Origin of the sequence: Methylotuvimicrobium buryatense 5G (assembly GCF_000341735.1) — a bacterium.
Lineage (GTDB): Bacteria > Pseudomonadota > Gammaproteobacteria > Methylococcales > Methylomonadaceae > Methylotuvimicrobium > Methylotuvimicrobium buryatense.
In genome coordinates, this window is record NZ_KB455575.1 from 4,796,828 (window position 1) to 4,813,474 (window position 16,647).

Below are 16,647 nucleotides of genomic sequence, written 5' to 3' on the forward strand. Positions count from 1 at the left end.
GAGTCCCAATCTACGAACTTTCACAGTAATATTCGGCGCGAATGCCGTTGGAGCAAGAGTTGAGCAGTAACGCCATGCATTCGTTAAACAAACCTTGGGAAAGCCCCAGCCGCTGCGCACGATCGCTCGCTCGGCAACGAGGCGCCTTGGGTATTCTGGGTGCGATGGTATTGCTGCTGTCGATCTTGTTTACCGCGCTGGCGGTCGATACCGGGCGCTTGATGATGGAGCAGCGGCGCTTGCAGACCATAGCCGACATGGCGGCCTTGGATGCCTCCTCGCAATCCGGTTGGTGCGGCGACGGCAGTTTATCGACTGCGGAAGCGGCCGCGCAGGCCAGCGCGGCGCGTAATAATCATCCGGTGGCTGGCGACAGAACGTTAGTGGTTTTACTGGGTAATATTTCGCTGGGCGCGGGCGGCGTCAGGAATTTCGTGGCGGATAATCCGTCCACGGCGACGGCGGTGCGGGTGACTGCCGGCAATACCGTGCCGGCGAGTCTGTTCGCCGGCGGAATACTAGGCCGAGAGGCGACCTTACAAGCGACCGCGGTCGCGGAGCGCCGGGCATTGGCGGGGTTTTCCCTCGGCAGCGGATTGTTGTCGGTGAATAGTGAGAAATCGACGGTTCTCAATGCGTTACTTGGAGGGATTCTGGGATCTTCACTGGATCTGAGCGCAGTTTCTTATGAAAGCATCGCGAGTACTAATATTTCTCTTCTGAGTTTGGTGCAAGCGGCGGCCGGGGTTGGCACCGTCAATGAATTGTTGAAAGCGCCGGTATCTGTGGGCGATTTGCTGCAAATTTACGCGAATGCGGTGAGTGCTTCCGATGTCGCGGATGTGGAGGTGGCGGCGGCGATGCAGACATTGGCAAGTACTGCTATTTCCAATGCCGAACTGACTTTGGGAGACGTCTTGGCCGTGACCGCGCCGAATGTGGAGGAGGCTGCTTCGGCCGAGGTCAATTTGCTCGATCTGATTACCTCGACGGCCTTGATCGCCAATGGTAATAGTGCGCTAACGCTGCCGCTAAATTTCGGATTACCGGGAGGGCTTACGGTAAGCACCGTGCTGAATGTGATAGAGCCGCCGCAACTCGCCATCGGCCCGCCTGGAATGGATGTAGACGGCAATTGCCGCACCGAGGCGAAAACCGCGCAAGTCAGGCTGGGCTTAACGGCTCAGGGCTCGTTAGTCAAAAGCGTCGTGGGCGGATTGCTGGGTGAAGGGTTGCTGGGTAGTTTGTTGAACGGGTTGTTCAGTCTTTTGGGTGCGTTGTTGGGCTCGTCGGATTTGATCGATGTCGATGTTCTGATCAATTTAGCGGTCGAAATTGCCCAAGGCCGCGCCTGTCTGGAAAGCATTCAATGCATCGGGCTGGATAGCCCGAAGTCGCTGGTGACTATCGGCGTCGAGAAAGGCATTGCCAACCTCGATCTCGATGTTCTTGTGACGCTTAACCTAAAAGTGGTTAGGTTATTATTGTTCCCCAGTTATGAAGATATTCAGGTGCCGCTGAGTCTGTCATTAAATTTGAGCGATGCGATAGAGGAAAGTTTGCAATTTGAAGTCGGCCCCGGCGACCTGCCGCAGACTCAGCGGGCCGATAGCAATGTGGGACAAAGCTTGGCCAATGCGCTCGAAGACGAAAACTTGGTAAACGTTGCCGGTGTCGATCTGAACTCTTTAGGCATTGCCGCAGGTTTAGTTCGTATCATTTTGGCGGCCGTTGCGCCTGTGTTGGATGCACTGTTGAGTGTATTGGGGGTTGAGATCGGTTATGCGGATGTTAAGCTGATTGATCTGGATTCAGGCCGGCCTGACTTGTTGATATGAATTTTTTCCAGTTTCTACGGAAGATTGGGGGTGCCTTCGTGCTATGCAGGACGGGTTGAATAACCATACGCATCAAGCTAAACGCTACTCCCCGCCGCAGCTAAATCGCTATTGGCCGTACCTGCGCTTCAAACAAAGCGATGGGTTTCCGCTTCGCTACTACCCATCCTACAGAGTCACTGCCATTAAGTTAAGCCGTTCGTGGTGAGCCTGTCGAACCATGGACGGCTTAACTTATCGATCCAGGATTTTTCCATTCACCCTTCGACAGGCTCAGGGCGAACGGAAAAATCCTTAACTTAATGGCAGTGATCCTACAGAGTCGGAAGTTTAATGTAGGATGGGTAGAGCGGAGCGAAACCCATCATGGAACGTCATGAGAGCCATTATAACAAATCGCGGGTTTGGTTAATGGCTGCGTTATTACAACTCCGCCGTTTCAGGATCGTCTAGTTTCGGGTCATACCAGGTGACCCTGTTGCGTCCACTTTCTTTAGAGCGGTATAGAGCTTTGTCGGCTAGTTTTACCAAGTCTTCGGCCTTCATGTCTTCCCTCGCAAATGTTGTAAAACCTCCGAGGCTAATCGTGACATGGCCTAGCGTCGATTGTTCGTGAGCAATTTCGAGATCCTCGACGGCCTGACGCATCCGCTCGCCGACCGCATAGGCATCGTCACGCGCCGTTTTACTGAGCAGTACGACAAATTCTTCTCCGCCATAACGTGCTACCAGGTCGATGGCGCGCTTAACCGACTCGGCGAGCGCCCCCGCGACTTGCTCCAAACAGTCGTCTCCTTCTTGATGGCCGTAGTGGTCGTTGAATTTTTTGAAAAAATCGATATCCATAATGATCAAGGAAATCGGGGTCCCGTATCTAAGTGCGTGCGCCCATTCTTGTTGTAGAACGAAATCGAAGCGACGTCGATTCGCAAGGCCTGTCAATTTGTCTTGTCCGGCTTCGTTTTCCAAACCGAAGCGGGAAAGCAGGCCATCCATTAAATCGGAATGCAGTCGATAAGCGGAATAAAAGAGGCTGCCGCCCAGTATCAATACAGCGGGAATCGAGCTTAAGCCGGGCTCGTTGTCCATTACGATTAAAATACCAATTAATGGTAGCAAGATTCCGAATAAGAATGCCGCATAGACCGACGGCAAGGTGCTAAGCCTAGGCATTGCCGCAGCGGCGACAGCGCTCAGCATCATGAAGACGAATAAGCGGGTGTCTAACGATAGCAAGGGAAATAGGAGCGCGCTGACGCCAAGGCTTAATCCGGCAATGCCGGCCGCGACAATGTCGGGCACGATCGTGTCGCCCTTAATGGTATCGTCGGGAATATGGCGGAGCGCCTGGGTGCTTCTATACCAATGCCAAAAGCCGGCAAGCAAGGCAATAGCAAGCCAAGCCCCCCATATCGATAAGGGAAGTTCGAACCATAAGTATGCTGCAATAAGGCCGGTATGTGCACAGTGAACGGCAAGATCTCTTGTTGAATGCCGATAGAGATGCCGGATCAATTGTGTGGAAAGTCGATGAGGGTCGATCAAGTTCGTTTATTCCGTCGTAAAGCCATAGCGTAAAAGCAATTTTCGGGTAAGTATTCCGTCTCCCTCTTGGTAAAGGCGACTATTTAAATAAATTCCCCTCAATCCCCTTTTTTACAAGGGTGCGGTAAAAATCCAACTTGATTATACCTTTCGCACTTCAAATTTCGGCAGTGCCCGAGGAGGCGTCGGGGTGTGCGACAAAGGCTTTGCCAGCATGGAGCTGGCATAGAGCCTACATGGACGTATTCACGGCGTCCTTTGGCGGACACCCCGGCGCCGAATTTTGATCTACTACGGGTATAATAAGGGGCTGAACCATTACATTTTTAGAGTCGTAGGTTAACCATAAAACGCATTAAAGGAAATTAGCAAATATTGTACTCCGTTTATGCCGAGCAAAGTTGAGGCATGAATCGGCTACAATAATTTCACCGGGTGGACGGATCTCCAAAATACCGTTTATCTTTCGAATGATTTCAGGAAAACGGTGTTTGAAGCTTCGATTGATTATAAGGGGCGGTTGTTCGATAGACAGGTTTCGGCGGAAGGATTGATTTTGATCTTGCAAAGCCTGCATTCACGATATCCTCGCTACTACATAGTTTGGACATTCGCTCGGCTAACGTTCGGTAAACGACAGTTCGAGACATAACCCCAGCAATTCCCGGTTTGAGCAGTTTCGCCGATTTTAGGGTGTGGGGTATGCCTGTCGAGGAGCGCCGTAAACCCATCCATGGGGGCTTGGCGGCAGCTCGAACGCCAAGGATGGCGTGTAGTAGGGCACCAACAGTAGGCGCTTTAGGCGATGCAGGGCAGAAAAATGCTCCTGCATTTTCTGCATTCATTACATCCATGTAACTCAGCAATTGCCGAGGAGCAAAAATCCGCCCTGCTGCCGACATCCTCGCCAAGCATACCCCACACCCTTTTTGATCTCCAAATTGGGAATTGCTGACATAACCCGGAGCGAATGCCGCAAGTCTGCTTTATACTGTAGAACAAAACAACGATTCGAAAAGTGGCTAAAATTTGTCACCGTTATCGTAACGCCTTTAAGGTAATTAGTTAAGGCAATGATCTATAAGTATAAGTTAATTATGGTTTGTTTGTTGCTAGTTGATGAATTGAGATAAAAGGTTAAATATATGGCAGAAAAAAATCAAAAAGCGGAAGGCGAAAAGAAGTCGTCTAAGAAACTCATTATCATCATTTTGTCTGTCGTTTTGATATTGGCGGGGGCGGCGGGAGCGTATTTTTTTCTTGTCGACGATGATGCAGGAGATGTTTCCGAAGTTGAGGAAGCCGAATCAGAGCCAGCGGTTTCGACCGAGGTTTTTTATTACGATTTTAGTAAACCGCTGATAGTAAACTTTCCTGCGGGTTCGAGAATGCGGTTAATGCAGGTCTCGATATCGTTGCTGGTTGATAATCAAGAAGCCATAGAAGACTTAAAAAAACACGACCCTATGATTCGAAATAATATCTTAATGTTGATTAGCGCACAAAGCTCCGATGAGCTCAATTCTCGGGAGGGTAAGGAGACGCTTAGGCAGGCAGTGCGCGCGGAGGTGAGTGCGGTCTTGGAAAAAATGACCGGTAAACACCCTGTCAAGGAAGTGTTTTTTACTTCATTTGTGATGCAATAATTATGTCTACTGCAGACCTGCTTTCGCAAGAAGAAATCGATGCTTTGTTGCATGGTGTCGATGATGGCGAAATCGAAACCGAAACCGATGATGTAGAGGAATACTCCGGTGCGCGAACCTACGATTTTACCAGCCAGGAACGTATCGTTCGCGGCCGGATGCCGACGTTGGAGATGATCAATGAACGTTTCGCTCGCTATTTTCGAATCACCTTGTTTAATTTTTTGCGACGTTCGGCGGAGATTTCGATTTCAGGCATACAAGTACAAAAATTTTCCGAATATGTTCAGAGTCTGTTCGTGCCGACCAATCTGAACATTGTTAGATTTATGCCGTTGAAAGGCCGTGCTTTGATCGTAATGGAGCCGCGCTTGGTCTTTACCGCAGTGGATAATTTTTTTGGCGGTACCGGGCAGTTTTATAACAAAGTCGAAGGTCGTGAATTTACGCCGACCGAAATGCGGGTGATCCGTTTGTTTATCGATATGATTTTCAAGGATTTACAGGAAGCCTGGAGGCCGGTTTTGGCATTGCAGTTCGAATATTTGACTTCCGAGGTTAATCCGCAGTTTGCGAATGTCGTCAGTCCATCGGAGATTGTCGTGATTTCGACGATGCATGTCGAGCTCGATGGCGGCGGCGGGGATATCAATATCGTCATGCCTTACACGATGATTGAACCGATTCGGGAATTGCTCGATCAGGTGATCAGCGATCGGGGCGAGACGGACGGGCGTTGGCAGGAGTTACTGAGAAAAAGTGTGATGAATGTGGCCGTGACGCTCGATAGTTTGTTAATCGAAAAGAAAATGACGGTTAAGGACGTCATGCAATTGAAAAAAGGCGATGTGATACCGGTTGATATGCCGGATACTGTGCGGTTAAGAGCACAGACTGTTCCGGTATTTGAAGGTAAGATTGGCTTATCGGACGGTAATTACGCCATTAAAATTGTTAAAAAGGTAAACCCCGATTATGTTTGACGGTAAAAATTTCATGCCAATAACATACTGGAGCTATGAGTTTTGTAGCGGGTTAGGTAACTCGCTTAGGAATATGCACAAAATAACTTATACAAGTAGTAGGCTTTGTGGCGGTTTGGTGACTCGCTTGACAGGACGCCGTGAATACGTCCATGTAGGCTTGACGGCGGCGACTGATTGCCAAGGATGGCATGAATGCAGATTTTGCATTACGCCAGGGATGGCGTGTATTAGGGCAACGCAGGAGCAGTTGCCGAGGAGCAAAAATCTGCCCTGCCGCCGACACCTGTCAATCGAGCCACCAAACCCCCTTCCGACAGTTGTCTAAATTATTTCATGCTCGTTCCTTACCTTGCATTAAAAATAGGGAAGTTATTTATGACCGAATCCTTAGTGGTTTTCCACAGAAGGCGGCGAATGTCTTGTGGGAGCGATCCCCAGATCGCGATTTCGGGGTCGAGAATGCCAAATTACATTAAATGGCATCGAGGTCAAAAGGCTAAAATATGCTCTTACCCAAGCAGGAGCTCTCATCGTTATACATAAATTGTAGGGTACGCTGCGCGTACCAAAGCCGTGCCCTAATGGTTCGGTTGGCACATGAACATCGCGGGGTTACCATGGTACGCACAGCGTACCCTACGCAAATCACCTAGCGTTAGGTGACACTGCCATTAAGTTAAGCCGTTCGTGGTGAGCCTGTCGAACCATGGACGGCTTAACTTATCGACCCAGGATTTTTCCATTCACCCTTCGACAGGCTCAGGGCGAACGGAAAAATCCTTAACTTAATGGCAGTGAGCGTTAGGTGAGGGAGATCCGAGGGTGTTAAGTGACAATAAAGGGTATCGAGATTTCATTGGTTAAGATTGCAAAAGGGTATTTTTTGACTTATGTATAACGATGAGAGCTAGAGCTTGGGTAAGAGCGAAGATGGGATTTAGGAAATGGTTTTAAACAGAGATAGCGATAATGAGTGAACAAGACGATTCGGATATAGGTGACGATTGGGCGGCGGCGATGAACGAGCAGGCCGAATCCGAAGCAGAAACAAAAGGCGCCAAAAATAGCAATCATGTCGAGATGGCATCATTCGATCGATTCGATAATCAACCCCATGGAGCGGGTGAGATGGGGGAGACCGGCAATGAGATTCAAATGGATATCATTCTCGATATTCCGGTGACCATGTCGATGGAGATCGGCCGGACCCAGGTTAGCATCAGGAATTTATTGCAATTGAACGAAGGATCGGTGGTCGAGTTGGATCGGCTTGCGGGCGAGCCGATGGATGTTCTGGTCAACGGCACGTTGATTGCTCATGGGGAAGTGGTCGTGGTAAACGATAAGTTTGGGATACGCTTGACTGATGTGGTCAGCCCAACCGAGCGGGTTAAAAAGCTCAGTTGATGAATAGGTTTATCTTAAGCGTTTTGTTTTACGCATACCTTCCGTCGGTTTTTGCCGCGCCCGTATCCGAAGCTCCCGGAGTTGCGGTCAAAAACGTGGGTTTTCAAGACGTGTTGCAATGGGGCCTGGCGCTTATTTTCGTCTTGGCGATCTTTGGGGTTTTTGTTTGGTCGTTACGCAAATTGAGCGGCTTGCCGGTTAGCGGCGAAGCGAAAATGCGAGTGCTGGGCGGCTTGTCCCTCGGCATGCGTGAAAAAGTCGTTTTGCTGGAAGTCGGCAATAAACAGATGGTATTGGGTGTGACGCCGGGAAGGATAGACGCTTTATTGGTCTTAGACGGCGAGGATCGCCTGGTTAACGATCGTGGCGAACCAGGTGGCCCCAGCGTGTTTTCACAAAAGTTGATGCAAGCGATGGAGAGGCGCGGCAATGGCTAAATCTTTGCGGATCATAACAGGGTGGGGATTCGCGGTCGCCGTTCTTTTGCCGATGCCGCTGCATGCGACTGGAGTCGAGGCGTTTACGGTTACGACTAACGCACAGGGTGGCGAAACCTATTCGGTAACGATTCAGATCCTCGCGTTAATGACAATGTTGACGGTTTTACCGTCCTTGTTACTGACGATGACTTCGTTTACCCGGATCATGATTGTTTTGGGACTGTTGCGTCAGGCTTTAGGGACTGCGCAAGCGCCGAGTAATCAAATTTTGTTGGGTTTGTCGTTATTTTTGACGTTTTTCATCATGGCGCCGGTATTCGACAAGGTCAATCGCGATGCGATTCAGCCTTATCTCGAGGAAAAAATCGATGTATTGACCGCTGTCGAGAATGCGTCGGTGCCTTTTCGGCAATTCATGATTAGGCAGACTCGCGAATCCGACCTTGAAATGTTTCTCAGGATTTCCGGTCACGAAGAAGTCGAATCGGTCGACGATGTGCCGTTTTCGGTATTGTTACCGGCTTATGTGACTAGCGAATTGAAGACGGCTTTTCAGATCGGTTTTTTGATTTTTCTGCCTTTTCTGGTGATCGATTTAGTGGTTGCTAGCGTATTGATGTCGATGGGCATGATGATGTTGTCGCCGATGATTATATCTCTGCCTTTTAAGATTATGCTGTTCGTGATGGCAGACGGATGGTCGTTGATCATGGAAATGCTCGCGGCCAGTTTTTATGTGGCTTGATCATTAGGAGGGAGCGATGACTCCGGAAACGATTTATACGGTGAGCCAGGAAGCGATGTGGGTGGCGGTTAAGTTGACCGCGCCTGTGTTGTTGCCGTCATTGATAGTAGGCTTGATTATTGCGATGTTTCAAGCTGCCACGCAGATCAATGAAATGACATTGACCTTTATTCCCAAGCTCATCGCGATCGGTATCGTGATGATGGCGATGGGTCCTTGGATGTTGCAAATGTACTTGGATTATTTTCAGCAATTGATTCGTGATATTCCTGAAATGATTGGGTAAGCGATTGAATGTTACCGAAGCTCAATTATTGAATTGGGTTGCGTCGTTTATTTGGCCGTTGATGCGCATCGGCGCGATGCTAATCGCCGCGCCGTTGTTTAGCATGCAAGGCGTGCCGCCTCGAGTGAGGTTAGTCATTTCGGTGGGTTTGACTTGGATCGTTATGCCCTTGCTGCCTCCATTGCCCGATGTGCCTATGTTGAGTTATCAGGGTTTGGCTGTATCGATGCAGCAGATTTTAATCGGTTTGGTGAGTGGTTTCATCATACAGATGGTTTTTGGCATCGTGGTGTTTGCCGGGCAAACGATCGCTTATAGCATGGGCTTGGGGTTTGCATCGATGGTCGATCCGCAAAGCGGGCAACAGATTCCGGTGTTGGCTCAGTTTTATATTATCGTCAGTACGCTGATTTTTTTTGTTTTAGATGGGCATTTAATGTTGATTCGCATGGTGCTGGATAGCTTTAATACCGTGCCGATTGCCGTCGATGGGTTGGGGCAGGCCGAAATTTGGTCGATTATTGCATGGAGCAGTCGCTTGTTTGCCTCGGGTTTGTTATTAGCCTTACCGGTTATGGCGAGTTTGCTGATGGTCAATGTCAGTTTCGGCGTCGCGGCCCGTGCAGCCCCGCAGTTGCACATTTTCGCAGTGGGCTTTCCGGTTACGTTGATGCTGGGCTTGCTGCTGATCTGGCTGACCTTGCCGACTATGCTTCAACAATTTACCGGTGTCATGGCTGAGGGTTATGAGCTTCTAGAGCAGGTGCTGCGTCTGTAGCAGGTCGACATGGCAGAAGATACCGGTCAGGATAAAACGGAAGAACCCACGGCGAAGCGGCTTGAAGATGCTCGAAAAAAAGGTCAAGTCGCAAGGTCTAGGGAGCTCAATACTTTTGTGATGCTGGTCACCAGTTCGGTATTGCTGTTATTCATGGGCGGATATATCGGTCAAGGCATGATCGAGATTATGCAAACCCAGTTCCAATTGAGCAGGGAGGTTATTTTCGCGCCCGAAAGTCCGGTTAAGTATTTTAAGCAGGCCTTGCTCGATGCTTTCTGGCTCATCTCGCCGTTTTTGGCGGTATTGGTTGTCGCGGCGTTGATTGGACCCTTGGTTCTGAGCGGATGGGTATTCAGTTGGGAAGCGTTGACGCCGAAGCTGGAAAAACTCGATCCGATCAAAGGTTTAGCCCGTTTGTTTTCAAAAAAAGGGTTGATCGAGTTGTTGAAGGCGCTGATCAAATTTTTGTTGGTGTTCGGCGTTGCAATGATCTTATATAAGTCGTTTTTGAACGAGTTTCTTGGGTTGAGTGCAGAGCCCTTGGGGCAGGCTGTTCAGCATGCCTTGTCTCATATCGGTTTCGGTTTTTTGGTGTTGAGTGCGTCATTGATTTTGATCGTGATGGTCGATGTACCTTACCAACTCTGGGATCATCATGAAAAGTTGAAAATGACACGCCAGGAAGTGCGCGACGAAATGAAGGAGTCTCAAGGTAATCCGGAAATCAAAGGGCGTCAGCGTAGGATACAAATGGAAATGTCGCAACGGCGCATGATGGAGGAAGTGCCTAAGGCCGATGTCATCGTCACCAATCCGACGCATTTTGCCGTGGCATTGCAATACGATCAAAATTCGTCTGCTGCGCCGAAAGTCATTGCCAAGGGTACCGATCTGATTGCGGCGCAAATTCGCAATTTGGCGGCCGGTGCGAAGGTGCCGCTATTGGTTGCACCGCCTCTGGCTCGGGCTTTGTATTATTCTACCGATTTGAAACAGGAGATTCCGCAAGGCTTGTTTTTGGCGGTCGCGCAGGTGCTGGCCTATGTGTATCAGTTAAAAACAGCCAAGGCTTATGGTTGGGATGCACCGTTGCCGCCCCAAGATTTACCGATTCCTGAGGAGTTTCGAAGGGATTAGGTAGGGGTGAGCAGTTAGCAGTGAGTGGATAGTGAATGGTGAATGGTGAATGGTGAATGGTGAATGGTGAATGGTGAAGAGTGAATGGTGAAGAGTGAGTAGCGGATAGTTGGTAGGGTGCGCATCGCGCACCATTTCATCGTTCCCACGCTCTGCGTGGGAATGCAGCCCGAACCGCTCTGCGGTTCGAGGGCGATGGAGCGCTCCGACCTGGAAACCATTGGGTAAGTGTCTCCTTAAGTACTTATTCATCAAAGCAAATGCCACGACTAATCCGCCTTAACCGGGGTTGCCAGCTTTTGGCTCCTATTGCCTCGATCAATCTTAATTTATGCCGAGCGATTACCAAGACTAAATCATGGACCTTACCCGAATTTTAAATACCTTAAAAATGATAAGCGGCTCAGGACTCGGCGCGCCGCTGCTGATCATCATGATTTTGGCGATGGTGGTTTTGCCGTTGCCGCCGTTTTTGTTGGATTTATTTTTTACATTCAACATTGCCTTTTCTCTGATTATTCTGCTGGTCGTCATTTATATGCTGAATCCGCTGGAGTTTTCGGTGTTTCCGACGGTAATTTTGGTGGCGACTTTGATGAGGCTGGCATTGAACGTGGCGTCGACACGAATTGTCTTGCTCGAGGGACATCAAGGCGGTGCGGCGGCGGGTAAGGTGATCGAAGCGTTCGGCTCGTTTGTCATCGGCGGTAATTTCGCGGTGGGCTTGGTGGTGTTTTTGATCTTGGTTGTGATCAATTTCGTCGTGGTAACCAAAGGCGCGGGTCGGGTTGCTGAGGTGGGCGCGCGGTTTACATTGGATGCGATGCCGGGCAAGCAAATGGCGATCGATGCCGATCTTAATTCCGGATTGATTACGCAAGATCAAGCGCGTGAGCGGCGTGCCGAGGTAGCCGCCGAGGCCGATTTTTACGGTTCGATGGATGGCGCCAGTAAGTTCGTCAGAGGCGATGCGGTTGCCGGTATCATTATTTTATTCGTCAATATTATCGGCGGACTCGCAATCGGCGTGGGCCAACATGGAATGAGTTTTGCGGAAGCCGGCGAAATTTATGTGCTATTGACTATCGGTGACGGCTTGGTTGCTCAGATCCCTTCGCTATTGCTTTCGAGTGCGTCAGCGATCGTGGTGACGCGCGTCAAAGGCGGTACCGAAGATATCGGTCAGCAAGTCAGCACACAGCTTTTCGAAAACTCAAAAGCCTTATATATCACTGCCGGTGTAATGGGGACTTTGGGAGTTATTCCGGGCATGCCGAATTTAGTATTCATTCTGCTGGCCGGCTCGATGGCTGGTTCTGCTTATATGATCGACAGGCGTCAGAAGGTTTTGGCCAGTATCGAAACTAAGCGGGAGCTCGATGTTCGCCAAACCGTACCGGAGGTCAAGGAGTTGGGTTGGGATGATGTGATGCCGGTCGATATTATCGGCTTGGAAGTCGGCTATCGCTTGATTCCATTGGTCGACAAAAATCAAGGAGGGCAGTTGATGGCGCGGATCAAAGGCGTGCGTAAAAAGCTGTCGCAGGAGTTGGGCTTTTTAGTGCCTACGGTGCATATTCGCGATAATTTGGATTTGTCGCCGACGATGTATCGCATCACTTTGATGGGCGTAACGATGGGCGAAGCGGAGGTCTTTCCTGAATTGGAATTGGCGATTAATCCCGGGCAAGTTTTCGGTTCATTGAAAGGCAGGGAATGTCGCGACCCGGCATTCGGTCTGGAGGCGGTTTGGATCGAGGCGGGTCAGAAGGATCACGCGCAAACGTTGGGCTATACCGTCGTCGACCCCGGTACTGTTATTGCCACGCATTTGAGTCATTTGCTGCAAAGTAACGCGCATGAATTATTCGGCTACGAAGAAGCGCAACAGTTACTCGATAATCTTGCGAAAGTCGCCCCGAAACTGGTCGAGGATCTGGTCCCAAAAACACTGCCGTTGGGTGTCGTGGTCAAGGTATTGCAAAATTTACTGCAAGAGCATGTGTCGATTAGGGATATTCGAACGATTGCCGAAACTTTGGCGGAGTTCGGCGTCAAGAGTCAAGATCCCGATATCTTGACCTCGGCGGTCCGTGTGGCGCTAGGGCGATCAATCGTTCATGAAATCAGTGGGATACAACAGGAGTTACCGGTTATTACCTTGGATTCAGAGTTGGAACGATTGTTGCATAAATCATTGCAGACGGCGGGTGAAGGCGGTGTCGGCATTGAGCCGGGGCTGGCCGAGCAAATGCATCGGTCGCTGGAAGAGAGCGCTCAAAAAATGGAAATGGAAGGACAGGTTCCGGTTTTATTGGTTTCGTCCTATATTCGTCCCTGGTTGGCTCGCTTCGTCCGTCATTCGATTTCAGGCTTGCATGTATTGGCTTACAATGAAATACCTGAGGATCGCCAAATAAGAGTGGTTTCCACGGTTGGACAACGCGCCTAATTGACGGGGTAGTACAATGAAAATCAAACGTTTTTTTGCATCGGACATTCGCCAAGCGATGCGCATGGTTAAAGATGAGTTGGGTGCCGATGCGGTGATCATGTCCAATCGCTCGGTCGATGGCGGCGTGGAAATCGTCGCTGCTCGCGATTTTGACGAGCAACTCATTCATAATAAATTGCAAAAAGATGCGGCTGAGCGGAAAGCTCAAAACCCCGAAGTCAAACAGCCCCCGTTACAGGATTTTGCGGCTGAAAACAAATCGGCACAGATTATTAGTAGCACTCGAAAAAAAGGGGCGGACGGTTCGGTACCGCCGCGTCCGTTGCGTCGGGATTTTGACGAATATCTGGGTTATGCGGAAAAAATGCAAATAAATCGCCCGCGTCGTTTGCAGCCCGATCCGGTAAAGAAGCCGGCGCCGGCTGTATCGGCAAAAATAGAGGAAATTCCCAACGAGCCGGCACCTGCGATTCAGGAAAAAACGGTGATGTCGGCGCGGGCCGAAGAGCCAGTTCCGGTCGCTCGAGAAAACAGTGCGAACGATCAGCTTATCAAAGACATGTTTCAGGAATTGAAATCGTTGAAGATGACGATGAATAGCCGCCTGTCGGAAATCGGTTGGCGACAAAACAGTCAAAGCAATCCGGTGAGGGTCGAATTGTTGCATCGTTTGGTCGATATGGGGATTGCCAAAAATTTGAGTATGAAAGTCGCCGGTCGCTTGAATAATTATCAAACCATCGAGCCGGCGTTTAAGAAAGCTCAGGAAATGTTGGTTAACGTGCTGCCTGTATATAATGATACGCTTTTGGATTATGGCGGAATCGCGGCGTTGGTGGGGCCGACCGGTGTCGGCAAGACCACGACGATCGCCAAATTGGCTGCACGCTTCATTCTAAAACATGGGCCGAGACAGGTCGCGTTGATTACGACCGATAATTATCGTATTGCCGCGCATGATCAACTCAATACCTATGGCCGGATTCTCGATGTGCCGGTTCGCGTGGCGGCCGATGCCGAGCAGCTGCGAAATTTGATCGACGGCTTTGCCGATAAGCGTCTTATTTTGATCGATACTGCCGGAATGAGTCAGCGCGACCAACGCTTGGCCGAGCAAATCCAAACGCTGCAACACGATGACTTACGCATTCGACCTTATTTGGTGATGTCTGCCGCGACGCAATACAAAGCGATGAAAGAGATTATTCAAGCCTTTCAAATTTTTCAGCCTGAAGCGGGCATATTGACTAAACTTGACGAAGCAGCGACCAAGGGGGCGGCAATATCGGCATTAATCGAACAACGCATGCCGCTATCTTATGTTACCGACGGGCAACAAGTACCCGAGGATCTGCATGCGGCCTCGGCCAAGCAATTAATTGAGCAGTGCGCAGCAGAGTCGGATCAAGAAAGCGATTATAATGCGATACTTGATTATGACGACTGGGTGGCGCAAGGTTATGCATAATCCATTCGATCAGGCAGCCGGAATCAGAAGAATGAAAAAAACGAATCCCGTTAGGGTTATTGCAGTCACAAGCGGCAAGGGTGGTGTTGGAAAAACCAATTTGTCGGTCAACTTAGGTCTGGCATTGGCCGAACAAGGCAAGCGAGTTGCCTTGCTCGATGCCGATATGGGGCTTGCCAATGTCGACGTATTACTGGGAATGTATCCGAAATTCAATCTTTCGCATGTATTAAAAGGCGAAAAGACATTGAGCGAAATTATCGTGACCGGACCTTCCGGGTTGCAAGTGATTCCGGCTTCCTCGGGCTTGCAGCATATGTCCGACTTATCGACGGTCGAGCAAGCTGCAGTCATTCGGGCCTTTAGCGATATCGATCAGGATTTGGATGTGCTGATTGTCGATACGGCGGCGGGTATATCGTCCAGCGTTATTAATTTTGCCCGTGCTTGCCAGGAAGTCATTGTTGTCGTGTGCGACGAGCCGACCTCTTTAACCGATGCCTATGCTTTCATTAAACTCTTAAATCGTGATTACGGTTTGAGCCGCTTCCATATTTTGACCAACATGGTTCAAAGTGCACAGCAAGGCCAGAATCTTTTTCTAAAATTGACGAAAGTCACCGACCGTTACCTGGATGTAACGTTACAGTTTGCAGGTGCGGTACCTTATGACGAATATTTACGCAAAGCCGTTCAGCAACAAAGCCCGGTCGTAGCAGCCTATCCGCGCAGTAAATCATCGCTGGCCTTAAAAAATGTGGCAAGACAGATCAATAGTTGGCCGATTAAAGGTCAGGCGGGCGGTTATCTTGAGTTCTTTATCGAGCGCATGATCCAATACGGCGCACAAAAGGATGTTGCATGAAGGGAGCGGCCATGTATGCGTCGGTGCAATCGGGTGAGAAAGAAGACCTGGTACTGCGGCATGTGCCTTTAGTTAAACGGATTGCCTATCATTTATTGGCTAAATTGCCCGAAACGGTATTGGTTGAGGACTTGATTCAATCCGGAATGATCGGTTTGTTGGATGCGATCAAGCATTTCGATGCTTCGCAAGGCGCCAGTTTCGATACGTATGCCGGTATTCGCATTCGGGGTGCAATGCTCGACGAAGTTCGACGATCCGATTGGACGCCGCGTTCCGTTCATAAAAAAGCGCGCATGGTGAGCGATGCGATAAGACACATCGAAAGTAAAACAGGTCGCGATGCCAGCGATAGCGAGGTCGCCGAGTATCTGGGGATCAGTGCCGACGAATACGCACGCATATTGCAAGATACACAGTCTTGCCGTACCTTGAGCGTTGAAGAATTGTCCGAGGAAGGCGATGCGGCTTTTTACGAGGATCAGCCTTTAAAAAACGATCCGCTGAACCGATTAAGCCGAGAAAAATTCGATCAGGCTTTAGTCGAGGCGATACGAAGTTTGCCCGAGCGGGAACAGCTCGTGGTTTCGCTGTATTATGTCGATGAATTAAATTTACGCGAAATCGGCCAAATTTTAAATATTAGCGAGTCCCGCGTTAGTCAAATCAGCAGTCAGGCCATGTTGAGATTACGAGCGAGACTTGCGGACTGGCGTGAAGGCCATGATAATGGCGCCTGAATGAGGCTTCACAGGCATGAACGTTATGCCTATCGTAGATCTTTTGCGGTACCGGTTATGTAACCCGTACCGAGTGTTTCGTTTTGCCCTAAATATTTCGGCTTGCTCCGATCACGGTCGAAACGTTTAGGACGGGGTTGCAAACCCCGTCCTGCCAAAGGTTCGGTTGGCACATGGCATTGCGGGGTTACCATGTTACGCACAGCGTACCCTACGCGGCTGTGCTGTTTGATAAAATTGCGGATATTGAACATCAGTGGCTTCGAAATCGCGACGAAGGCGTCGCTCCCACAAGGGGTCGGATGCTC

14 protein-coding genes are annotated in these 16,647 nt (G+C 49.7%); 13 read left to right on the plus strand and 1 reads right to left on the minus strand.

From position 1 onward, the window contains the following. Positions 1 to 74: 74 nt before the first annotated feature. A complete protein-coding gene (locus METBU_RS24960) occupies positions 75 to 1,838 on the plus strand; it encodes a TadG family pilus assembly protein (protein ID WP_175421696.1) in 1,764 nt (587 codons plus the stop codon). 423 nt (positions 1,839 to 2,261) lie between these two features. On the opposite strand, the gene METBU_RS0121745 is transcribed toward METBU_RS24960, so the two are convergent. Then, positions 2,262 to 3,383 carry a GGDEF domain-containing protein gene (locus METBU_RS0121745; RefSeq protein ID WP_017842626.1) on the minus strand — a complete coding sequence of 374 codons (1,122 nt, stop codon included), beginning with the start codon at positions 3,381 to 3,383 and terminating at the stop codon, positions 2,262 to 2,264. A 1,145-nt stretch (positions 3,384 to 4,528) separates the two neighbouring features. Between METBU_RS0121745 and METBU_RS0121755 the strand changes: the two genes are divergently transcribed. From METBU_RS0121755 to METBU_RS0121810, 12 genes are all read left to right on the plus strand, one after another. Then, a complete protein-coding gene (locus METBU_RS0121755; RefSeq protein WP_017842628.1) occupies positions 4,529 to 5,029 on the plus strand; it encodes a flagellar basal body-associated FliL family protein in 501 nt (166 codons plus the stop codon). Between the two features lie 2 nt (positions 5,030 to 5,031). Beyond that, positions 5,032 to 6,012, plus strand: a complete 981-nt coding sequence (gene fliM, locus METBU_RS0121760) for a flagellar motor switch protein FliM (RefSeq protein ID WP_017842629.1) — start codon at positions 5,032 to 5,034, stop codon at positions 6,010 to 6,012. A gap of 972 nt (positions 6,013 to 6,984) precedes the next feature. Further along, a complete protein-coding gene (fliN, locus tag METBU_RS0121765) occupies positions 6,985 to 7,422 on the plus strand; it encodes a flagellar motor switch protein FliN (RefSeq protein WP_017842630.1) in 438 nt (145 codons plus the stop codon). Further along, positions 7,422 to 7,859, plus strand: a complete 438-nt coding sequence (gene fliO, locus METBU_RS0121770; RefSeq protein ID WP_017842631.1) for a flagellar biosynthetic protein FliO — start codon at positions 7,422 to 7,424, stop codon at positions 7,857 to 7,859. The genes fliN and fliO overlap by 1 nt, the downstream gene beginning before the upstream one ends. Further along, positions 7,852 to 8,607: a flagellar type III secretion system pore protein FliP gene (gene fliP / locus METBU_RS0121775; RefSeq protein WP_017842632.1), complete on the plus strand. Its 756-nt coding sequence runs from the start codon at positions 7,852 to 7,854 to the stop codon at positions 8,605 to 8,607. The genes fliO and fliP overlap by 8 nt, the downstream gene beginning before the upstream one ends. 16 nt (positions 8,608 to 8,623) lie before the next feature. Then, positions 8,624 to 8,893, plus strand: coding sequence for a flagellar biosynthesis protein FliQ (gene fliQ / locus METBU_RS0121780; protein WP_017842633.1), 270 nt, complete (start codon positions 8,624 to 8,626; stop codon positions 8,891 to 8,893). 4 nt (positions 8,894 to 8,897) lie between these two features. Further along, positions 8,898 to 9,671 (plus strand): flagellar biosynthetic protein FliR, encoded by a 774-nt coding sequence (fliR, locus tag METBU_RS0121785; protein WP_026130377.1) that lies wholly within the window; start codon positions 8,898 to 8,900, stop codon positions 9,669 to 9,671. Positions 9,672 to 9,680: 9 nt separating this feature from the next. Further along, positions 9,681 to 10,811 carry a flagellar biosynthesis protein FlhB gene (gene flhB, locus METBU_RS0121790; RefSeq protein WP_017842635.1) on the plus strand — a complete coding sequence of 377 codons (1,131 nt, stop codon included), beginning with the start codon at positions 9,681 to 9,683 and terminating at the stop codon, positions 10,809 to 10,811. A gap of 358 nt (positions 10,812 to 11,169) precedes the next feature. Continuing rightward, the gene (flhA, locus tag METBU_RS0121795) at positions 11,170 to 13,263 is read left to right on the plus strand and encodes a flagellar biosynthesis protein FlhA (RefSeq protein ID WP_017842636.1); all 2,094 of its coding nucleotides are present in this window, start codon (positions 11,170 to 11,172) and stop codon (positions 13,261 to 13,263) included. 16 nt (positions 13,264 to 13,279) lie between these two features. Next, positions 13,280 to 14,734 (plus strand): flagellar biosynthesis protein FlhF, encoded by a 1,455-nt coding sequence (gene flhF / locus METBU_RS0121800; protein ID WP_017842637.1) that lies wholly within the window; start codon positions 13,280 to 13,282, stop codon positions 14,732 to 14,734. Between the two features lie 31 nt (positions 14,735 to 14,765). Next, positions 14,766 to 15,599, plus strand: a complete 834-nt coding sequence (locus tag METBU_RS0121805) for a MinD/ParA family protein (RefSeq protein ID WP_040575948.1) — start codon at positions 14,766 to 14,768, stop codon at positions 15,597 to 15,599. Then, positions 15,596 to 16,339, plus strand: a complete 744-nt coding sequence (locus tag METBU_RS0121810) for an RNA polymerase sigma factor FliA (protein WP_017842639.1) — start codon at positions 15,596 to 15,598, stop codon at positions 16,337 to 16,339. Before METBU_RS0121805 ends, METBU_RS0121810 begins: the two co-directional genes overlap by 4 nt. Positions 16,340 to 16,647 lie beyond the last annotated feature (308 nt).

Coding starts and splice junctions, on each gene's coding strand:
- flhF (WP_017842637.1), top strand. CDS start 13,280: ATGAAAATCAAACGTTTTTTTGCATCGGACATTCGCCAAGCGATGCGC.
- METBU_RS24960 (WP_175421696.1), top strand. CDS start 75: ATGCATTCGTTAAACAAACCTTGGGAAAGCCCCAGCCGCTGCGCACGA.
- METBU_RS0121805 (WP_040575948.1), top strand. CDS start 14,766: ATGAAAAAAACGAATCCCGTTAGGGTTATTGCAGTCACAAGCGGCAAG.
- fliM (WP_017842629.1), top strand. CDS start 5,032: ATGTCTACTGCAGACCTGCTTTCGCAAGAAGAAATCGATGCTTTGTTG.
- fliO (WP_017842631.1), top strand. CDS start 7,422: ATGAATAGGTTTATCTTAAGCGTTTTGTTTTACGCATACCTTCCGTCG.
- flhA (WP_017842636.1), top strand. CDS start 11,170: ATGGACCTTACCCGAATTTTAAATACCTTAAAAATGATAAGCGGCTCA.
- flhB (WP_017842635.1), top strand. CDS start 9,681: ATGGCAGAAGATACCGGTCAGGATAAAACGGAAGAACCCACGGCGAAG.
- fliN (WP_017842630.1), top strand. CDS start 6,985: ATGAGTGAACAAGACGATTCGGATATAGGTGACGATTGGGCGGCGGCG.
- fliQ (WP_017842633.1), top strand. CDS start 8,624: ATGACTCCGGAAACGATTTATACGGTGAGCCAGGAAGCGATGTGGGTG.
- METBU_RS0121755 (WP_017842628.1), top strand. CDS start 4,529: ATGGCAGAAAAAAATCAAAAAGCGGAAGGCGAAAAGAAGTCGTCTAAG.
- METBU_RS0121810 (WP_017842639.1), top strand. CDS start 15,596: ATGAAGGGAGCGGCCATGTATGCGTCGGTGCAATCGGGTGAGAAAGAA.
- fliP (WP_017842632.1), top strand. CDS start 7,852: ATGGCTAAATCTTTGCGGATCATAACAGGGTGGGGATTCGCGGTCGCC.